This window comes from uncultured Tenacibaculum sp., assembly GCF_947498805.1.
Classification (GTDB): Bacteria; Bacteroidota; Bacteroidia; order Flavobacteriales; family Flavobacteriaceae; genus Polaribacter.
Genome location: NZ_CANMLT010000001.1, coordinates 60,764 through 77,760 on the forward strand (window position 1 = coordinate 60,764; position 16,997 = coordinate 77,760).

Consider the following 16,997-nt stretch of genomic DNA (forward strand, 5'->3'; position numbering starts at 1 on the left):
TTTTATACTTTTGCACCCGAATTAAGATTCAGGGTGTAATTTTATATGCTGAATTTGAATTCAGTAAGACATGTCCGGAGGGTTTCGCGAAGGAAAAATGGGAAAACACTAAAGAGCTAAGCTAAATGTGTTTTATGCTCTTTTTTTTTGAGAGGAATTTCGGAAATGTGAAAATGAAACTTTAGTTTCAAATAATTATTATTAATTGACGCGCTGGATAAAATAAATCTATCGTCTAAAACAAACAAATATGTCTGGGTTAATAGGAAGAAAAGTAGGAATGACCAGCTTATTCGATGAGAACGGGAAGAATATTCCTTGTACTGTAATCGAAGCAGGTCCTTGCGTTGTTACCCAAGTCAGAACCGAAGAGGTTGATGGCTACAATGCTTTACAACTTGGTTTCGATGACAAAAAAGCAAAAAGCTCTAATAAAGCTTTAGATGGTCACTTTAAAAAAGCTGGTACATCTGCTAAAAAGAAAGTTATTGAATTTCAAGGGTTTGATGGAGAGTATAAATTAGGAGACTCAATTACTGTTGAGATGTTTACTGAAGGGGAGTTCGTTGATGTGTCAGGAACTTCAAAAGGTAAAGGTTTTCAAGGTGTTGTTAAACGTCATGGTTTTGCTGGGGTTGGACAAGCAACTCACGGTCAACATAACCGTTTAAGAGCTCCTGGTTCAATTGGTGCAGCTTCTTACCCTGCAAGAGTATTCAAAGGAATGCGTATGGCAGGTCGTATGGGAGGAGATCAAGTAAAAGTTCAAAATTTAAGAGTGTTAAAAGTGGTTGCTGATAAGAACTTAATCGTTGTAAAAGGAGCGGTTCCAGGTCACAAAAACTCTTATGTAACTATCGAGAAATAATGAAAGTAGCAGTATTAGATATTACAGGAAAAGATACTGGTAGAAAAGTTGAACTTTCTAGCGAAGTATTCGGTATAGAGCCAAATAACCATGCGGTTTATTTAGATGTTAAGCAGTATTTAGCTAACCAAAGACAAGGAACTCACAAGTCTAAGGAGAGAGCTGAAATTACTGGTTCTACAAGAAAGATTAAAAAACAAAAAGGTACAGGTACTGCTCGTGCAGGATCTATTAAATCTCCTGTTTTCAGAGGAGGAGGACGTATCTTTGGTCCAAGACCACGTAACTATTCTTTCAAATTAAATAAAAATTTAAAGCGTTTAGCTCGTAAATCTGCTTTAAGTATACAAGCAAAAGATAACAATTTAGTAGTTGTTGAAGATTTCAATTTTGAAGCTCCAAAAACGAAAGAGTTTGTTAATGTATTAAAAGCTTTAGGATTAGATGCTAAAAAGTCATTATTTGTTGTTGCTGAAGAAAATAAGAATGTTTATTTGTCTTCTCGCAACTTACAAGGTTCTAAGGTAGTAAATGCTACAGGAATTAACACTTACAATGTTTTAAATGCAGGTAAAGTTGTTATTTCTGAGAGCACTTTAGAAGGAATTCAGTCTAATTTAAGTAAATAGGGAACAAAATGAGTATTTTAATTAAACCTATTATTACGGAAAAAGCTACAAGTCAAAGCGAAGACTTTAATCGTTTTGCATTTGTTGTAAATAAGAAAGCTAACAAATTAGAAATCAAAGGAGCTGTTGAGGCTACTTATGGTGTAACGGTTGAGGCTGTAAGAACTATGAATCATCCAGCAGAAAGAAAAACTAAATATACTAAGAAAGGTTTAGTTACTGGATTAACTAGTGGTTACAAAAAAGCAATCGTTCAGTTAGCAGAAGGAGAAACTATTGATTTTTATAACAATCTTTAAGAAAGACAACAATGTCAGTTAGAAAATTAAAACCAATAACACCAGGTCAGCGTTTTAGAGTTGTAAATGGGTTCGACACCATTACTACTGATAAGCCGGAGAAGAGTTTATTAGCTCCGAAAAAACGATCTGGAGGTCGAAACAATCAAGGGCGTATGACTACTCGTAACATCGGAGGTGGTCATAAGAAAAAATATCGTATTATCGATTTTAAAAGAGATAAGAATGGTATCCCTGCTACAGTAAAAACTATTGAGTACGATCCAAACCGTACTGCATTTATTGCTTTAGTGGTTTATGCTGATGGAGAAAAGCGTTATGTAATTGCACAGAACGGATTAAAAGTAGGTCAAACTATCGTTTCAGGAGGAGAATCAACACCTGACGTAGGAAATGCAATGCCTTTGGCAAACATTCCTTTAGGTACAACAATTTCTTGTATCGAACTACGTCCAGGTCAAGGAGCTGTTATGGCTCGTTCAGCTGGTTCTTTCGCGCAGTTAATGGCAAAAGATGGTAAGTACGCTACAGTTAAGTTACCTTCAGGTGAAACTAGATTAATCTTGTTAACTTGTACGGCAACAATTGGAGTTGTATCTAATTCAGATCACCAATTATTAGTTTCTGGTAAAGCTGGTAGATCTAGATGGTTAGGTAGAAGACCAAGAACTAATGCTGTTCGTATGAACCCAGTAGATCACCCAATGGGTGGTGGTGAAGGACGTTCTTCAGGAGGACATCCAAGATCTAGAAACGGTATTCCAGCTAAAGGATTTAAGACTAGATCTAAGACCAAAGCTAGTAACAAGTATATTATAGAACGTAGAAAGAAATAATAAACCATGGCAAGATCATTAAAAAAAGGACCTTACGTTCACTATAAGTTAGAGAAGAAAGTGTTAGCTAACGTTGAGTCAGGTAAAAAAACAGTTATCAAAACTTGGTCAAGAGCAAGTATGATTACTCCTGATTTTGTTGGACAAACAATTGCTGTTCATAATGGACGTCAGTTTGTACCAGTATACGTTACTGAAAACATGGTAGGTCATAAATTAGGCGAATTTTCACCAACTCGTTCATTCCGTGGACATGCAGGTGCAAAAAATAAAGGAAAAAAATAGTAGGAAATTATGGGAAGTCGTAAACATAACATGGCAACACAGTTAAAAGAGGCTAGAAAGTCTAGAGCTTTCGCTAAATTAACTAATTGTCCTACATCACCAAGAAAAATGCGCTTGGTAGCAGATTTAGTTAGAGGAGTAGAAGTTGAAAAAGCTTTACAAATCTTAAAATTCAGTCCAAAAGAAGCATCTCGTAACTTAGAGAAGTTATTATTATCGGCTATTGCTAACTGGCAAGCTAAAAATGAAGATGCATCAATGGAAGATGCTGGATTATACGTTAAATCTATTTGTGTTGATAGCGCAGGAATGTTAAAAAGATTAAGACCAGCTCCACAAGGACGTGCTCATAGAATTCGTAAGCGTTCTAATCACGTAACTTTAGAGTTAGGAACTAAAAATAACAGTAATTAATCAAAGTAGAAATGGGACAAAAGACAAATCCAATAGGAAATCGTTTAGGAATTATCAGAGGATGGGAATCTAACTGGTATGGAGGAAATGACTACGGTGATAAAATTGCTGAAGATGACAAGATAAGAAAGTATTTATATGCTAGATTATCTAAAGCAAGTGTATCAAGAGTAATTATTGAGCGTACTTTAAAACTTGTAACCGTTACTATCACTACGGCTCGTCCTGGTATCATTATTGGTAAAGGAGGTCAAGAGGTAGACAAGTTAAAAGAAGAGCTTAAGAAGATTACAGGTAAAGAAGTTCAAATTAATATTTTCGAGATTAAGCGTCCAGAATTAGATGCAAGATTAGTAGCGTCTAGTATTGCTCGTCAAATTGAAAATAGAATTTCTTATAAAAGAGCAACTAAAATGGCTATCGCTGCAGCAATGCGTATGAACGCTGAAGGTATTAAAGTACAACTTTCAGGACGTTTAAACGGTGCTGAAATGGCACGTTCTGAGCATTACAAAGAAGGTAGAATTCCTCTTTCTACGTTTAGAGCAGATATCGATTATGCATTAGTTGAATCACATACTACATACGGTAGAATCGGTGTGAAAGTATGGATTATGAAAGGTGAGGTTTATGGTAAACGTGAGTTATCTCCATTAGTTGGCTTATCTAAGCAAAAAGGTGGAGGAAACAAAGGTGGTAAACGCCAACCTCGCAGAAGAAAATAATTTTTAAAAGAAATTAGACATGTTACAGCCAAAAAGAGTAAAGTTCCGTAGAGTTCAGAAAGGCAAGGGTAATATGAGTGGTAACTCTGGTAGAGGTACTCAACTTTCTAACGGAATGTTTGGTATCAAATCATTAGATCAGAACTTACTAACATCTCGCCAAATAGAAGCAGCTCGTATCGCGGCAACTCGTTATATGAAAAGAGAAGGGCAACTTTGGATTAAAATTTTCCCAGACAAGCCAATTACTAAGAAACCTTTAGAGGTACGTATGGGTAAAGGTAAAGGTGCTCCAGATCATTTCGTAGCAGTAGTAAAACCAGGAAGAATATTATTTGAAGTTGGTGGTGTACCAATGGAAGTAGCAAAAGAAGCTTTACGCTTAGCTGCTCAAAAACTTCCTGTGAAGACGAAGTTTATCATCGCAAGAGATTTTGATTATAACGCTTAATTCTATAAACCATGAAACAATCAGAAATTAAAGAATTATCAACAGCTGACTTACAAGACAAGCTAGGAGCGTTGAAGAAAAATTATACCGATCTTAAGATGGCTCACGCCATAACTCCATTGGAGAATCCATTGCAGTTAAGAAGCTTAAGAAGAACTGTTGCAAGAATTGCTTCAGAGTTAACAAAAAGAGAATTACAATAATTCTAGTCAGTTTTAAAGATGGAAAAAAGAAATCTTAGAAAAGAGAGAATAGGTGTTGTATCTAGTAACAAAATGGAGAAATCTATTGTTGTTAACGAGGTAAAAAGAGTAAAACACCCAATGTACGGAAAGTTCGTATTAAAGACTAAGAAGTACGTTGCACATGACGAGAATAACGACTGCAACGAAGGTGATACTGTAAGGATAATGGAAACACGTCCTATGAGTAAATCTAAACGTTGGAGATTAGTAGAAATCCTAGAAAGAGCTAAATAATATGTTACAAACAGAATCAAGATTAAAAGTAGCAGACAACACTGGAGCTAAAGAGGTTTTAGTGATTAGAGTTTTAGGAGGAACAAAAAAGCGTTACGCTAGCGTTGGAGATAAGATCGTAGTTACGGTAAAGTCTGCAACTCCAAACGGAACTGTAAAGAAAGGTCAAGTATCTCGTGCAGTTGTTGTTCGTACTAAGAAAGAAGTTAGACGTAAAGACGGATCATATATTAGATTTGACGATAATGCTTGTGTATTATTAAATCCTACTGAGGAAATGAGAGGTACACGTGTATTTGGTCCTGTGGCTCGTGAGTTACGTGATAAACAATTTATGAAAATAGTATCATTAGCACCTGAGGTGTTATAAAATCAGATTTTAAAATGAAGAAATTTAAAATTAAATCAGGAGATACTGTTAAAGTTATCGCAGGAGATCATAAAGGATCTGAAGGAAAGGTATTACGTATCTTAAAAGATAAGGATAGAGTAGTTGTTGAAGGTGTAAATATGGTGTCTAAGCACACTAAACCTAGCGCTGCTAATCCACAAGGAGGGATCGTAAAAAAGGAAGCTCCATTACATATTTCTAACGTTGCTTTAATCGAAAACGGTGAAGCAGTAAGAGTTGGTTATAAAATGGAAGGAGATAAGAAGGTAAGGTTTTCAAAAAAATCAGATAAAGCAATATAACCATGAGTTACGTACCAAGATTAAAAGAAGAGTACAAGAGCAGAGTAATTAAGGCTCTTACTGAAGAATTCGGTTATAATAATGTAATGCAAGTGCCTAAATTACAAAAGATAGTTGTAAGTAAAGGTGTAGGTGCTGCAATTGCTGATAAGAAATTAATTGAATACGCTGTTGAAGAGTTAACTACTATCACAGGGCAAAAAGCAGTATCAACTGTTTCTAAGAAAGACGTTGCAAACTTCAAATTACGTAAAGGTATGCCAATTGGTGCAAAGGTTACGTTAAGAGGAGATATCATGTACGAATTCTTAGACAGATTAATCACAGCTTCTTTACCACGTGTAAGAGACTTTAACGGAATCAAAGCGAATGGTTTTGATGGTAGAGGTAATTACAATTTAGGAATTACTGAGCAAATCATTTACCCAGAAATTAATATTGATCAAGTGAAGAAAATTAGTGGTATGGATATTACTTTTGTAACATCTGCAAACACTGATAAGGAAGCAAAATCATTATTAGGAGAATTAGGTTTACCATTTAAAAAGAATTAATAAGATGGCTAAAGAATCAATGAAAGCGCGTGAGCGTAAAAGAGCTAAAATGGTAGCTAAGTATGCTGAAAAGAGAAAAGCTTTAAAAGAGGCTGGAGACTATGAAGCTTTACAAAAGTTACCTAAGAACGCATCGCCAATTAGAATGCACAACCGTTGTAAATTAACTGGTCGTCCAAGAGGATATATGCGTCAGTTCGGTATTTCACGTGTAACTTTCCGTGAAATGGCTAATCAAGGATTAATCCCTGGAGTTACTAAAGCAAGCTGGTAATATAGCTCGTTTTATATCGATAAAATAAAGCATACAACCCTGAAAAGTTGTATGCTTTTTTGTTGTTTTTATATGTTTTATTTAACCGAATTTTTAGGCTTAAAACACTCAATAAATTAATAGTCAAACTGATAATTGATAAAAGCCTTTTTTTTTCGAAAAGATTATGTATATTTGCACTCTGTTTTTTATAGGGTAAATTACGTCTTGTAAGTACTTGATACAGAAAGGTGTGTTTTTGTACGAAGAAAGCGAGAAAAATTATCTTTAAAAGCAAAAATGAATTGTTAACTGGTTTCAGGTTTAGTAGTTACGAATTTCGTAAGAACAACAGATGCTGCTAAAAACCAAAACCGCAAATTAATTATTATGTATACAGATCCAATCGCGGATTTTCTTACTCGAGTTAGAAATGCTATCGCAGCAGGTCACAGAGTAGTTGAAGTTCCTGCTTCAAAATTGAAGAAGGAAATGACCAAGATTTTATTTGATCAAGGTTACATTTTAAGTTATCAGTTTAATGATAATACTGTACAAGGTAGTATCAAGATAGCTTTAAAGTATGATCGTGACACAAAAGAGTCGGTTATTAGAAAAATTCAAAGAGTTTCAACACCAGGTTTACGTAAGTATGTTGGTGCTAAAGAAATGCCTAGAGTATTAAACGGTTTAGGTATTGCAATCGTATCAACTTCAAGAGGAGTTATGACGAATAAAAAAGCACGTAACGAAAACGTAGGTGGAGAAGTATTATGTTACGTTTACTAAAAAACATTTTGTAAGATGAGTAGAATAGGTAAAAGCCCAATATCATTACCACAAGGTGTTGAAGTAAAAGTAGACGGAAACGTGGTAACAGTAAAAGGAAAGTTAGGAGAGTTAACGCAAAACTTAACTTCGGATATTACTGTAAAAGTAGAAGATGGTACTATTAGTTTAGAAAGACCATCAGATAGTAAAGAACACAAAGCTGCTCATGGTTTATACCGCGCTTTAATCAATAATATGGTTGAAGGAGTTAGCAAAGGTTACACTAAGGAATTAGAGTTAGTTGGAGTTGGATACAGAGCTTCTAATCAAGGTCAAAAATTAGATTTAGCTTTAGGTTTTTCTCACAATATTATTTTAGAATTAGCTCCAGAGGTTAAGGTTGAGACAGTATCTGAAAAAGGTAAAAACCCAATCGTAAAGTTAACTTCACATGACAAGCAATTAGTTGGTCAAGTTGCAGCAAAAATTCGTGGTTTCCGTAAGCCAGAGCCTTACAAAGGAAAAGGAGTTAAGTTTGTAGGAGAAGTAATTAGAAGAAAAGCAGGTAAATCTGCATAATTTATAGTATTATGGCATTATCAAAGCTTGAAAGAAGACAACGTATTAAGCATAGAATTAGAAAGATTGTTACTGGTACAGCTGCTAAACCAAGGTTATCAGTATTCAGAAGTAACAAAGAGATTTATGCTCAATTAATAAATGATGTAGATGGAGTTACTTTAGCTTCAGCATCATCAAGAGATAAAGAAATTACAACAAGCACTAAAGCAGAAGCTGCTGCTGCAGTTGGAAAAGCTATCGCTGAAAAAGCTACTAAAGCAGGAGTAGATACTGTTGCATTTGATCGTAACGGTTATTTATACCACGGTAGAGTAAAAGTATTAGCAGACGCTGCAAGAGAAGCTGGTTTAAAATTTTAAGAAATTATATTATGTTAGGATATAAAAACGTAGAAAGAGTAAAACCAAGCGGATTAGAGCTTGTTGATAAATTAGTAGGAGTACAACGTGTTACCAAAGTAACTAAAGGGGGTAGAGCATTTGGATTCTCTGCAATCGTAGTAGTTGGAGACGGTAACGGTGTAATCGGACATGGATTAGGAAAGTCTAAAGATGTTTCTTCTGCAATTGCTAAGGCAGTAGAAGATGCTAAGAAGAACTTAGTTCGTATTCCAATCTTAAACGGAACATTACCTCACGAACAAAAAGGTAAATTTGGTGGAGCAAAAGTATTCATCAAGCCTGCTTCAAATGGTACTGGAGTTATTGCTGGTGGTGCTGTACGTGCAGTATTAGAATCAGTAGGTGTAAAAGACGTATTATCAAAATCTCAAGGATCATCTAACCCTCACAACGTAGTAAAAGCTACTTTTGACGCTTTATTACAATTACGTAGCGCTGAAACAATCGCTAGACAAAGAGGTATATCTTTAGAGAAAGTTTTTAACGGATAAAATTTAAGACGATGAGTAAAATTAGAGTTACACAAGTAAAAAGCCAAATTGGTCGCCTTAAAAATCAAAAAAGAACGTTAGAGGCGTTAGGATTACGTAAAATGAACCAAACTGTAGAGCACGACGCAACAGCTACAATTTTGGGTATGGTAAATAAAGTTCAACACTTAGTTTCTGTAGAAGAAGTTAAATAAAGCAATATACAATGAGTTTATTACATAACTTAAAACCTGCAGAAGGAGCTACTAAGAACCAAGGAAAGCGTTTAGGACGTGGAGAAGGTTCTGGTAAAGCAACTACTGCTGGTAGAGGACATAAAGGAGCTAAATCTCGTTCTGGTTATTCTAGAAAGATTGGTTTTGAAGGAGGTCAGATGCCACTTCAAAGAAGAGTTCCTAAGTTTGGATTCACTAACATTAACCGTAAGGAGTATGTAGGAATCAACTTAGACAAGTTACAAACTTTAGTAGATAACGGAAGAATTAAAGATACAGTTAATTTAGACGTTTTAATAGAGAATCGTTTGGCAGGAAAGAACGATTTAGTGAAGATATTAGGAGGTGGTGAATTAAAAGCGAAATTAAACATAACTGTTCATAAATTTACTGCATCAGCTAAAGCTGCTATTGAAGCGGCAGGCGGTGAAGCAGTTACCTTATAATCCCTGTAAACGATGAATTTTATAAATACCTTAAGAGACATTTTCAAAATTGAAGAGTTAAAAGAAAAGATTCTTTTAACGATTGGTTTAATTGCTGTTTACCGTTTTATGGCGGCTGTTCCATTACCCGGAATTGATCCAACACAATTAACATCATTACAAAACAATGCAGAAGGTGGGCTTTTAGGTTTATTAAACGCATTTACAGGTGGGGCATTTGCTAGAGCGTCAGTAATGGCACTTGGTATTATGCCTTATATTTCTGCATCTATTGTAGTACAGTTAATGGGGATTGCAGTTCCTTATTTACAGAAATTACAAAAAGATGGAGAAAGTGGACGTAAAAAGATTACGCAAATTACACGTTGGTTAACGATATTAATTACATTAGTACAAGGACCAACGTATATTACATTTATTAAAACACAAATGGGATTACCAGAAACAGCTTTCCTAGTAGGAGGTGCTACATTCTGGATATCATCTATGATTTTACTTACGGCAGGAACTATTTTTGCAATGTGGTTAGGGGAGCGTATTACTGACAAAGGTGTTGGTAATGGAATCTCGTTATTAATTACTGTAGGTATTATCGCAAACTTCCCAGCAGCATTTATTCAGGAAGTAGTTTCTAAAACTACTGCTGGTAATGGTGGGATTATGATGATTTTAATTGAATTGATCGTTTGGTTTGTAGTAATCTTGTTATCTGTTTTATTAGTTACAGCTGTTCGTAAGGTAGCGGTACAATATGCTAGACGTGCTGTAGTTACAAACATCAAAGATGTTGACGGTGCTCGCCAGTATATTCCGTTAAAATTAAACGCAGCTGGAGTTATGCCTATTATTTTTGCACAAGCTATTATGTTTTTACCTGTAGCTTTAGGTCAAAAATTTCCAGCATTAAACAGTTTGACAGATATTAACGGGTGGCAGTACAATGTAATATTTGCTATCTTAATTATCATCTTTAGTTATTTTTATACGGCTATTACTATACCGACAAATAAAATGGCAGAAGATTTAAAAAGAAGTAATGGTTTTGTTCCAGGATATAAGCCAGGAGAGGAAACTGCTAATTATTTAGATTCAGTTTTATCTAAGATTACTTTCCCAGGTTCATTGTTCTTAGCAGGGTTGTCTATTTTACCGGCAATCATTGTAAAGTTTGGGGTAACTCAAAATTGGGCAATGTTTTATGGAGGAACATCATTAATCATTATGGTAGGTGTTGCTATCGACACTATTCAGCAAATTAATTCATATTTATTAAACAGTCGTTATGACGGTTTAATGAAAACAGGTAATAGTAACAGAAAATCATTAAAATAATATGGCTAAACAACCAGCAATTCAACAAGACGGAACGATAACAGAAGCATTATCAAATGCAATGTTTCGTGTAGAATTAGAGAATGGACATATTGTTACGGCTCATATCTCTGGTAAAATGAGAATGCATTATATCAAATTGTTACCAGGAGATAAGGTAAAGTTAGAAATGAGTCCTTATGATTTAACGAAAGCAAGAATTACTTACAGATACTAAAAACATACACTGATGAAAGTAAGAGCATCATTAAAGAAAAGAAGTGCCGACTGTAAAATTGTACGCAGAAAAGGCCGTTTATACGTAATAAATAAAAAGAATCCTAGGTTTAAACAAAGACAAGGATAATTATTGAATTAAAGTCATTAGTAATTAGTAGTTAGATGAATCTGTTTGAAATAGAAATGTTTAGGATTCTAACAACTAAAAGCTAACACTAACAACTAAGAAAGATATATGGCAAGAATCGCAGGTATTGATATTCCAAAGAATAAAAGAGGAGTTATCTCTTTAACTTACATCTTTGGTATCGGAAGTAGCAGAGCTAAAGAAATTTTAGCTGGTGCAAAAGTTGACGAGAGCATCAAGGTTCAAGATTGGACTGATGATCAAATTGCAGCAATTCGTGAGCAAGTAGGAACTTACACTATTGAAGGTGAATTACGTTCTGAAGTTCAATTAAACATTAAGCGTTTAATGGACATCGGATGTCAAAGAGGTATTCGTCACAGACTTGGTTTACCATTACGTGGACAAAGAACTAAGAATAACTCTCGTACAAGAAAAGGTAAGAGAAAAACAGTTGCTAACAAGAAAAAGTAATTGTTAGTTAAGTTTTTACTAAACATTAAAGAATTATGGCAAAGTCTAAAGTAACAAAGAAACGTAAAGTTATAATAGAATCAGTAGGTGAAGCACACATTACTGCCTCATTTAACAATATTATTATCTCTTTAACGAATAAGAACGGAGACGTTATTTCTTGGTCGTCTGCAGGTAAGATGGGCTTCAGAGGTTCTAAAAAGAACACTCCTTATGCAGCTCAATTAGCAGCAGAAGATTGTGCATCAACTGCAAAAGAAGCTGGTTTACGTAAAGTTAAAGTTTATGTAAAAGGACCAGGGAATGGTAGAGAATCTGCTATTCGTTCAATCCACAACTCTGGAATCGAAGTAACAGAAATCATCGACGTTACTCCAATTCCTCACAATGGATGTCGTCCTCCTAAGAGAAGAAGAGTATAATTTTATACAAAATTACTAAGTGAATTCCTGAAGAATAATCTTTGGGAATTTCACTTAAATTACAATTAAATATTTTAACAAAGTAGAAATCAGATTATCGAAGGAGTACGCCTTAATTCATAATCTCTACTTAAATTAATTTTAGAAATGGCAAGATATACAGGACCAAAAACTAAGATTGCTCGTAAATTTGGTGAAGCAATTTTTGGAGATGATAAAAACTTTGAGAAAAGAAATTATCCTCCAGGGCAACATGGAGTTGCAAAAAGAAGAGGTAAAAAATCTGAATATGCAATCCAATTAATGGAGAAGCAAAAAGCTAAATATACTTATGGTATTTTAGAGCGTCAATTCAGTAACTTATTCAAGAAAGCATCTGCATCTAAAGGAATTACAGGTGAGGTTTTATTACAATTATGTGAATCTCGTTTAGATAATGTTGTTTACCGTTTAGGAGTTGCTACTTCTCGTAGAGCTGCTCGTCAGTTAGTTTCTCACCGTCACATTACTGTGAATGGAGATATCGTAAACATTCCTTCTTACAGATTAAAAGCTGGAGATGTTGTTGCGGTTAGAGAAAAGTCTAAATCATTACAAGCAATTGAAAGCGCTTTAGCTGCTAATTCAAGTGTTTATGAGTGGTTATCTTGGAATGCAGATCAAAAATCTGGGACTTTTGTTAAAGCACCAGAAAGATTACAAATTCCAGAGAACATCAAGGAGCAATTAATCGTAGAATTATATTCTAAGTAATAAATTAACCATATTGGTATTTAGCCAAAGGGTTTATTCGTATTTCTTCAAACTTATAAACCGCGCAACTGAATAACAATTAAAACGAAGAACAAAAACTATGGCAATTTTAAATTTTCAAAAACCTGATAAGGTAATTATGATTGAATCTACTGATTTTTCAGGAAGATTCGAATTCAGACCATTGGAACCAGGATTTGGTTTAACAGTAGGTAATGCTTTAAGAAGAGTATTATTATCTTCATTAGAAGGGTTTGCAATTACATCATTACGTATCGATGGGGTAGATCACGAGTTCTCAGCGATTCAAGGAGTTGTAGAAGATGTTACAGAAATCATCTTAAACTTAAAGCAAGTACGTTTTAAGAAACAAATTGAAGAGTCTGATAGAGAAACAGTATCTATCGCTATATCAGGTCAAGAGCAATTAACAGCTGGAGATTTACAAAAGTTTATCTCAGGTTTTCAAGTATTAAATCCAGACTTAGTAATCTGTAATATGGATTCGTCTGTGAATTTAAATGCAGAAATCACTATCGAAAAAGGTAGAGGTTTCGTTCCAGCAGAAGAAAATAAAAGAGCAGGAGCTCCTTTAGGTACAATTTTTACGGATTCTATTTACACTCCTATTAAGAATGTAAAGTATGCAATTGAAAACTTCCGTGTTGAGCAAAAAACGGACTACGAAAAGTTAGTTTTTGATATTGACACTGACGGTTCAATTAATCCAAAGGATGCGTTGACTGAAGCTGCAAAAATCTTGATTCACCACTTCATGTTATTCTCAGATGAGAGAATCACTTTAGAAGCAGACGAGATTGCTCAAACTGAAACATATGACGAGGAATCATTACATATGCGTCAGTTATTAAAGACTCGTTTAATTGATATGGATTTATCAGTTAGAGCTTTAAACTGTTTAAAAGCTGCAGAAGTAGATACTTTAGGAGACTTAGTATCTTTCAACAAGAGCGATTTAATGAAGTTCAGAAACTTTGGTAAGAAATCATTAACTGAATTAGAAGAGTTAGTGAACAACAAAGGTTTAAATTTCGGAATGGATTTAAGCAAATACAAATTAGATAGAGATTAATTAAAATTAGATTAACCCTTCCATAATTTGCTCCTCCTAAAGAGTAGTAGCAAGATGGGAGCTAAAACAAACGGTCATGAGACACGGAAAAAAGTTTAATCATTTAGGAAGAAAGTCAGCTCACAGAAAAGCAATGTTATCTAATATGGCTTGTTCTTTAATCGAGCACAAGCGTATTAACACAACAGAAGCTAAAGCGAAAGCTTTACGTAAGTTTGTTGAGCCTTTAATTACTAAATCAAAGGATGATACTACTCACAATCGTCGTGTAGTATTTAGTTACTTACGTAACAAATTTGCTGTTACTGAATTATTCAAAGAAGTTTCAGTAAAAGTAGGTGACAGACCTGGAGGATACACTCGTATTATTAAATTAGGAAATCGTCAAGGAGATAACGCTCCAATGGCAATGATTGAATTAGTTGATTACAACGAGTTATACAATCCAAAAGGAGAAAAGGCTAAAAAGACTACGCGTCGTAGCCGTCGTGGAGGTAAGAAAGCTACTGCACCAGCAGCTGATGTTCAAACTTCACAAGAAGAAGAATAGAATGAAGATTCTTTCAAATCATATCAAAAGGGATAAACATTTAATGTTTGTCCCTTTTTTTATATAATTTTGCAATCAACTTTATACAACACACTAAATGAAATATCAAGAGCGTAAAAAAGCATTAGTTTTATTGGCAGACGGAACTATTTTTTATGGAAAGTCTATCGGTATTGAAGGAACATCCACAGGAGAAATTTGTTTTAATACAGGAATGACAGGTTATCAAGAAGTATTTACAGACCCTTCTTATTATGGACAGTTAATGGTAACTACCAATGCACATATTGGTAATTATGGAGTTAATAATGAAGAAGTAGAGTCTGATGGAATTAAAATTTCTGGTTTAATTTGCCGTAATTTTAGTTTTACACACTCAAGAGTAGATTCTAATGGAAATTTATTCGACTGGTTTGAAAAGCATAATTTAGTAGCGATATCAGATGTAGATACTCGTGCTTTAGTATCTTATATTAGAGATAATGGAGCAATGAACGCAATTATCTCAACAGAGGTAGAAAAGATAGACGAATTAAAGAAGCAATTGGCTGAAATTCCTAATATGGAAGGATTAGAGTTAGCCTCAAAGGTTTCAACTAAAGAACCATATTTTATTGGTGATGAAAATGCATCAATTAAAATATCAGCATTAGATATTGGAATTAAAAAGAATATCTTAAGAAACTTAGCTAAAAGAGGAGCGTATATCAAAGTATATCCTTACAATGCAAGTTTTGAACAAATGAGTGATTTCAATCCTGATGGATATTTCATTTCAAATGGACCTGGAGATCCAGAACCTTTAGTAGATGCTCAAAATACCGCAAAACAAATCATAGAGAAAGATTTACCATTATTTGGAATTTGTTTAGGACACCAAGTAATTGCTTTAGCAAACGGAATTTCTACTTACAAGATGCATAATGGACATAGAGGTATTAATCACCCTGTAAAGAACTTACTTACAGGAAAAGGAGAAATAACCTCACAAAATCATGGATTTGCAATCAATAGAGAAGAGACAGAAGCACACCCAGATGTAGAAATTACACACGTGCACTTAAATGACCATACGGTTGCAGGTATTCAAATGAAATCTAAAAATGTATTTTCAGTACAATACCACCCAGAAGCAAGTCCAGGACCTCACGATGCAGAATATTTATTCGATCAATTCATTGAGAATATTAAAAAATCAAAAGTAGAGGCGTAAACGTTTTCGTAATTAATCATAGATTCATGATTAAAAAAGAAGACAAATAAGTAAATTAGCAAAGAAAATAATTCAAATCCCGTGAATGTATATTCACGGGTTTCTATATTAAAAATAAACAACTATGAGTATTATAATCAACATTCACGCACGTCAAATTTTTGATTCTAGAGGAAATCCTACAGTAGAAGTAGATGTAACTACAGAAAATGGAGTAGTCGGTAGAGCGGCAGTTCCTTCTGGAGCTTCTACAGGAGAACATGAAGCGGTTGAATTGCGTGATGGAGGAGATACATATATGGGTAAAGGAGTATTAAAAGCAGTTGAAAACGTAAATACTCTTATTGCTGAAGAATTATTAGGAGTATCTGTTTTTAAGCAAAACATGATTGATCAAATGATGATTGATTTAGATGGAACTCCAAATAAATCTAAATTAGGAGCGAATGCTATTTTAGGTGTTTCTTTAGCTGCAGCAAAAGCTGCTGCTAATGAGTTAGGATTACCATTATATCGTTACGTAGGTGGAGTTTCGGCTAATACATTACCAGTCCCAATGATGAATATCATCAATGGAGGATCACATTCAGATGCGCCAATTGCGTTTCAAGAATTTATGGTAATGCCAGTAAAAGCAAAGAATTTTACAGAAGCAATGCAAATAGGTTCTGAAATCTTCCATAACCTAAAAAAGGTTTTACACGATAGAAATTTATCTACTGCTGTTGGAGATGAAGGAGGATTTGCTCCAACATTAGAAGGAACAGAAGATGCTATTGAAACAATTGCTTTAGCAACTAAAAACGCAGGATATAAGTTCGGAGAAGAAGTAATGATCGCATTAGATTGTGCTGCTGCTGAATTTTTTGTAGATGGAAAATATGACTATACGAAGTTTGAAGGAGCTAAAGGAGCAGTAAGAACTTCTGAAGAGCAAGCATCTTATTTAGCGGAATTATCTGAAAAATATCCTATTATTTCTATAGAAGATGGAATGGATGAAAACGACTGGGATGGATGGAAAATGTTGACAGATAAAGTTGGAGATAAAGTTCAATTAGTTGGAGATGATTTATTTGTAACAAATGTAGAGCGTTTATCTAGAGGAATTGAAAACGGAATAGCAAATTCAATTTTAATTAAAGTAAACCAAATAGGAACTTTAACAGAAACTATTGCTGCTGTAAACATGGCACATAATGCTGGATATACTTCTGTAATGAGTCACCGTTCAGGAGAAACAGAAGATAACACCATTGCAGATTTAGCGGTAGCCTTAAATTGTGGTCAAATTAAAACAGGATCTGCGTCACGTTCTGATCGTATGGCAAAGTACAATCAATTATTACGTATCGAAGAACAATTGGCTGATGTGGCATATTATCCACAAGAAAAAGCTTTTAAAATAAAGTAAATCAGGTA

Annotated in this window: 30 protein-coding genes; all 30 read left to right on the top strand. The window is 34.4% G+C overall.

The features are described from left to right. The first annotated feature begins 250 nt into the window (after positions 1-250). The 30 genes from rplC (at position 251) to eno (ending at position 16,989) form a co-directional block, all read left to right on the top strand. Complete coding sequence (gene rplC / locus Q0873_RS00245) at positions 251-868, top strand: 50S ribosomal protein L3 (RefSeq protein ID WP_299103690.1); 618 nt, start codon at positions 251-253, stop codon at positions 866-868. Further along, positions 868-1,497, top strand: coding sequence for a 50S ribosomal protein L4 (gene rplD, locus Q0873_RS00250; protein WP_299103692.1), 630 nt, complete (start codon positions 868-870; stop codon positions 1,495-1,497). Before rplC ends, rplD begins: the two co-directional genes overlap by 1 nt. Before the next feature lie 8 nt (positions 1,498-1,505). Continuing rightward, a complete protein-coding gene (rplW, locus tag Q0873_RS00255) occupies positions 1,506-1,796 on the top strand; it encodes a 50S ribosomal protein L23 (RefSeq protein ID WP_299103694.1) in 291 nt (96 codons plus the stop codon). Positions 1,797-1,807: 11 nt separating this feature from the next. Further along, positions 1,808-2,632 carry a 50S ribosomal protein L2 gene (rplB, locus tag Q0873_RS00260; RefSeq protein WP_299103696.1) on the top strand — a complete coding sequence of 275 codons (825 nt, stop codon included), beginning with the start codon at positions 1,808-1,810 and terminating at the stop codon, positions 2,630-2,632. Positions 2,633-2,638: 6 nt separating this feature from the next. Beyond that, entirely contained in the window at positions 2,639-2,917 is a 279-nt protein-coding gene (gene rpsS, locus Q0873_RS00265; RefSeq protein WP_086030200.1) for a 30S ribosomal protein S19, read from the top strand. Positions 2,918-2,926: 9 nt separating this feature from the next. Continuing rightward, entirely contained in the window at positions 2,927-3,331 is a 405-nt protein-coding gene (gene rplV / locus Q0873_RS00270) for a 50S ribosomal protein L22 (protein ID WP_299103701.1), read from the top strand. 11 nt (positions 3,332-3,342) lie between these two features. Then, the gene (rpsC, locus tag Q0873_RS00275; protein WP_299103703.1) at positions 3,343-4,056 is read left to right on the top strand and encodes a 30S ribosomal protein S3; all 714 of its coding nucleotides are present in this window, start codon (positions 3,343-3,345) and stop codon (positions 4,054-4,056) included. A 19-nt stretch (positions 4,057-4,075) separates the two neighbouring features. Continuing rightward, positions 4,076-4,507: a 50S ribosomal protein L16 gene (gene rplP / locus Q0873_RS00280; RefSeq protein ID WP_075342607.1), complete on the top strand. Its 432-nt coding sequence runs from the start codon at positions 4,076-4,078 to the stop codon at positions 4,505-4,507. A gap of 11 nt (positions 4,508-4,518) precedes the next feature. Then, entirely contained in the window at positions 4,519-4,710 is a 192-nt protein-coding gene (rpmC, locus tag Q0873_RS00285) for a 50S ribosomal protein L29 (protein WP_299103706.1), read from the top strand. An 18-nt stretch (positions 4,711-4,728) separates the two neighbouring features. Next, positions 4,729-4,986, top strand: coding sequence for a 30S ribosomal protein S17 (rpsQ, locus tag Q0873_RS00290; RefSeq protein WP_099215304.1), 258 nt, complete (start codon positions 4,729-4,731; stop codon positions 4,984-4,986). 1 nt (position 4,987) lies between these two features. Beyond that, positions 4,988-5,356 (top strand): 50S ribosomal protein L14, encoded by a 369-nt coding sequence (gene rplN / locus Q0873_RS00295; RefSeq protein WP_299103708.1) that lies wholly within the window; start codon positions 4,988-4,990, stop codon positions 5,354-5,356. A gap of 14 nt (positions 5,357-5,370) precedes the next feature. Beyond that, positions 5,371-5,679, top strand: a complete 309-nt coding sequence (gene rplX, locus Q0873_RS00300; RefSeq protein ID WP_299103709.1) for a 50S ribosomal protein L24 — start codon at positions 5,371-5,373, stop codon at positions 5,677-5,679. A gap of 2 nt (positions 5,680-5,681) precedes the next feature. After that, positions 5,682-6,233 carry a 50S ribosomal protein L5 gene (gene rplE / locus Q0873_RS00305; protein WP_299103711.1) on the top strand — a complete coding sequence of 184 codons (552 nt, stop codon included), beginning with the start codon at positions 5,682-5,684 and terminating at the stop codon, positions 6,231-6,233. Positions 6,234-6,237: 4 nt separating this feature from the next. Continuing rightward, positions 6,238-6,507, top strand: a complete 270-nt coding sequence (gene rpsN, locus Q0873_RS00310) for a 30S ribosomal protein S14 (protein WP_299103712.1) — start codon at positions 6,238-6,240, stop codon at positions 6,505-6,507. Positions 6,508-6,876: 369 nt separating this feature from the next. Beyond that, positions 6,877-7,275: a 30S ribosomal protein S8 gene (gene rpsH / locus Q0873_RS00315; RefSeq protein ID WP_299103713.1), complete on the top strand. Its 399-nt coding sequence runs from the start codon at positions 6,877-6,879 to the stop codon at positions 7,273-7,275. A 15-nt stretch (positions 7,276-7,290) separates the two neighbouring features. Further along, positions 7,291-7,836: a 50S ribosomal protein L6 gene (gene rplF / locus Q0873_RS00320; RefSeq protein ID WP_299103714.1), complete on the top strand. Its 546-nt coding sequence runs from the start codon at positions 7,291-7,293 to the stop codon at positions 7,834-7,836. Between the two features lie 11 nt (positions 7,837-7,847). Then, complete coding sequence (gene rplR, locus Q0873_RS00325; RefSeq protein ID WP_299103715.1) at positions 7,848-8,198, top strand: 50S ribosomal protein L18; 351 nt, start codon at positions 7,848-7,850, stop codon at positions 8,196-8,198. Between the two features lie 8 nt (positions 8,199-8,206). Then, positions 8,207-8,731, top strand: a complete 525-nt coding sequence (gene rpsE / locus Q0873_RS00330; protein WP_299104321.1) for a 30S ribosomal protein S5 — start codon at positions 8,207-8,209, stop codon at positions 8,729-8,731. 11 nt (positions 8,732-8,742) lie between these two features. Further along, the gene (gene rpmD, locus Q0873_RS00335; protein ID WP_299103716.1) at positions 8,743-8,925 is read left to right on the top strand and encodes a 50S ribosomal protein L30; all 183 of its coding nucleotides are present in this window, start codon (positions 8,743-8,745) and stop codon (positions 8,923-8,925) included. Between the two features lie 11 nt (positions 8,926-8,936). After that, positions 8,937-9,392, top strand: coding sequence for a 50S ribosomal protein L15 (rplO, locus tag Q0873_RS00340; RefSeq protein ID WP_299103717.1), 456 nt, complete (start codon positions 8,937-8,939; stop codon positions 9,390-9,392). 12 nt (positions 9,393-9,404) lie between these two features. Further along, positions 9,405-10,724: a preprotein translocase subunit SecY gene (secY, locus tag Q0873_RS00345; RefSeq protein ID WP_299103718.1), complete on the top strand. Its 1,320-nt coding sequence runs from the start codon at positions 9,405-9,407 to the stop codon at positions 10,722-10,724. A gap of 1 nt (position 10,725) precedes the next feature. Then, positions 10,726-10,941 carry a translation initiation factor IF-1 gene (gene infA, locus Q0873_RS00350; RefSeq protein WP_068206835.1) on the top strand — a complete coding sequence of 72 codons (216 nt, stop codon included), beginning with the start codon at positions 10,726-10,728 and terminating at the stop codon, positions 10,939-10,941. A 12-nt stretch (positions 10,942-10,953) separates the two neighbouring features. Continuing rightward, on the top strand, positions 10,954-11,070 hold the full coding sequence (gene ykgO, locus Q0873_RS00355; protein ID WP_010181906.1) for a type B 50S ribosomal protein L36: 117 nt from the start codon (positions 10,954-10,956) through the stop codon (positions 11,068-11,070). 108 nt (positions 11,071-11,178) lie between these two features. Continuing rightward, positions 11,179-11,544, top strand: a complete 366-nt coding sequence (gene rpsM, locus Q0873_RS00360) for a 30S ribosomal protein S13 (RefSeq protein WP_299103720.1) — start codon at positions 11,179-11,181, stop codon at positions 11,542-11,544. 35 nt (positions 11,545-11,579) lie between these two features. Next, complete coding sequence (gene rpsK, locus Q0873_RS00365; RefSeq protein ID WP_299103721.1) at positions 11,580-11,966, top strand: 30S ribosomal protein S11; 387 nt, start codon at positions 11,580-11,582, stop codon at positions 11,964-11,966. Between the two features lie 147 nt (positions 11,967-12,113). Further along, positions 12,114-12,719, top strand: a complete 606-nt coding sequence (gene rpsD, locus Q0873_RS00370) for a 30S ribosomal protein S4 (protein WP_299103722.1) — start codon at positions 12,114-12,116, stop codon at positions 12,717-12,719. 100 nt (positions 12,720-12,819) lie between these two features. Further along, positions 12,820-13,812 carry a DNA-directed RNA polymerase subunit alpha gene (locus Q0873_RS00375; protein ID WP_299103723.1) on the top strand — a complete coding sequence of 331 codons (993 nt, stop codon included), beginning with the start codon at positions 12,820-12,822 and terminating at the stop codon, positions 13,810-13,812. Between the two features lie 76 nt (positions 13,813-13,888). Further along, positions 13,889-14,362, top strand: a complete 474-nt coding sequence (gene rplQ / locus Q0873_RS00380) for a 50S ribosomal protein L17 (RefSeq protein WP_299103725.1) — start codon at positions 13,889-13,891, stop codon at positions 14,360-14,362. A 97-nt stretch (positions 14,363-14,459) separates the two neighbouring features. Further along, a complete protein-coding gene (gene carA, locus Q0873_RS00385; protein WP_299103726.1) occupies positions 14,460-15,575 on the top strand; it encodes a glutamine-hydrolyzing carbamoyl-phosphate synthase small subunit in 1,116 nt (371 codons plus the stop codon). Positions 15,576-15,699: 124 nt separating this feature from the next. Continuing rightward, complete coding sequence (gene eno, locus Q0873_RS00390) at positions 15,700-16,989, top strand: phosphopyruvate hydratase (RefSeq protein ID WP_299103727.1); 1,290 nt, start codon at positions 15,700-15,702, stop codon at positions 16,987-16,989. The last annotated feature ends 8 nt before the right edge of the window (positions 16,990-16,997 follow it).

Bases quoted from the DNA above. Each gene is read 5' to 3' on its own strand.
- eno (WP_299103727.1), top strand. From the start codon at position 15,700: ATGAGTATTATAATCAACATTCACGCACGTCAAATTTTTGATTCTAGA.
- rpsD (WP_299103722.1), top strand. From the start codon at position 12,114: ATGGCAAGATATACAGGACCAAAAACTAAGATTGCTCGTAAATTTGGT.
- rpsM (WP_299103720.1), top strand. From the start codon at position 11,179: ATGGCAAGAATCGCAGGTATTGATATTCCAAAGAATAAAAGAGGAGTT.
- secY (WP_299103718.1), top strand. From the start codon at position 9,405: ATGAATTTTATAAATACCTTAAGAGACATTTTCAAAATTGAAGAGTTA.
- rplB (WP_299103696.1), top strand. From the start codon at position 1,808: ATGTCAGTTAGAAAATTAAAACCAATAACACCAGGTCAGCGTTTTAGA.
- Q0873_RS00375 (WP_299103723.1), top strand. From the start codon at position 12,820: ATGGCAATTTTAAATTTTCAAAAACCTGATAAGGTAATTATGATTGAA.
- rplE (WP_299103711.1), top strand. From the start codon at position 5,682: ATGAGTTACGTACCAAGATTAAAAGAAGAGTACAAGAGCAGAGTAATT.
- rplC (WP_299103690.1), top strand. From the start codon at position 251: ATGTCTGGGTTAATAGGAAGAAAAGTAGGAATGACCAGCTTATTCGAT.
- rplW (WP_299103694.1), top strand. From the start codon at position 1,506: ATGAGTATTTTAATTAAACCTATTATTACGGAAAAAGCTACAAGTCAA.
- rplX (WP_299103709.1), top strand. From the start codon at position 5,371: ATGAAGAAATTTAAAATTAAATCAGGAGATACTGTTAAAGTTATCGCA.
- rpsC (WP_299103703.1), top strand. From the start codon at position 3,343: ATGGGACAAAAGACAAATCCAATAGGAAATCGTTTAGGAATTATCAGA.
- rplF (WP_299103714.1), top strand. From the start codon at position 7,291: ATGAGTAGAATAGGTAAAAGCCCAATATCATTACCACAAGGTGTTGAA.
- rplD (WP_299103692.1), top strand. From the start codon at position 868: ATGAAAGTAGCAGTATTAGATATTACAGGAAAAGATACTGGTAGAAAA.
- rpmC (WP_299103706.1), top strand. From the start codon at position 4,519: ATGAAACAATCAGAAATTAAAGAATTATCAACAGCTGACTTACAAGAC.
- rpsS (WP_086030200.1), top strand. From the start codon at position 2,639: ATGGCAAGATCATTAAAAAAAGGACCTTACGTTCACTATAAGTTAGAG.
- rpsH (WP_299103713.1), top strand. From the start codon at position 6,877: ATGTATACAGATCCAATCGCGGATTTTCTTACTCGAGTTAGAAATGCT.
- rpsQ (WP_099215304.1), top strand. From the start codon at position 4,729: ATGGAAAAAAGAAATCTTAGAAAAGAGAGAATAGGTGTTGTATCTAGT.
- rplR (WP_299103715.1), top strand. From the start codon at position 7,848: ATGGCATTATCAAAGCTTGAAAGAAGACAACGTATTAAGCATAGAATT.
- ykgO (WP_010181906.1), top strand. From the start codon at position 10,954: ATGAAAGTAAGAGCATCATTAAAGAAAAGAAGTGCCGACTGTAAAATT.
- rplO (WP_299103717.1), top strand. From the start codon at position 8,937: ATGAGTTTATTACATAACTTAAAACCTGCAGAAGGAGCTACTAAGAAC.
- carA (WP_299103726.1), top strand. From the start codon at position 14,460: ATGAAATATCAAGAGCGTAAAAAAGCATTAGTTTTATTGGCAGACGGA.
- rpsK (WP_299103721.1), top strand. From the start codon at position 11,580: ATGGCAAAGTCTAAAGTAACAAAGAAACGTAAAGTTATAATAGAATCA.
- rpmD (WP_299103716.1), top strand. From the start codon at position 8,743: ATGAGTAAAATTAGAGTTACACAAGTAAAAAGCCAAATTGGTCGCCTT.
- rplN (WP_299103708.1), top strand. From the start codon at position 4,988: ATGTTACAAACAGAATCAAGATTAAAAGTAGCAGACAACACTGGAGCT.
- rpsN (WP_299103712.1), top strand. From the start codon at position 6,238: ATGGCTAAAGAATCAATGAAAGCGCGTGAGCGTAAAAGAGCTAAAATG.
- rplV (WP_299103701.1), top strand. From the start codon at position 2,927: ATGGGAAGTCGTAAACATAACATGGCAACACAGTTAAAAGAGGCTAGA.
- rplP (WP_075342607.1), top strand. From the start codon at position 4,076: ATGTTACAGCCAAAAAGAGTAAAGTTCCGTAGAGTTCAGAAAGGCAAG.
- infA (WP_068206835.1), top strand. From the start codon at position 10,726: ATGGCTAAACAACCAGCAATTCAACAAGACGGAACGATAACAGAAGCA.
- rplQ (WP_299103725.1), top strand. From the start codon at position 13,889: ATGAGACACGGAAAAAAGTTTAATCATTTAGGAAGAAAGTCAGCTCAC.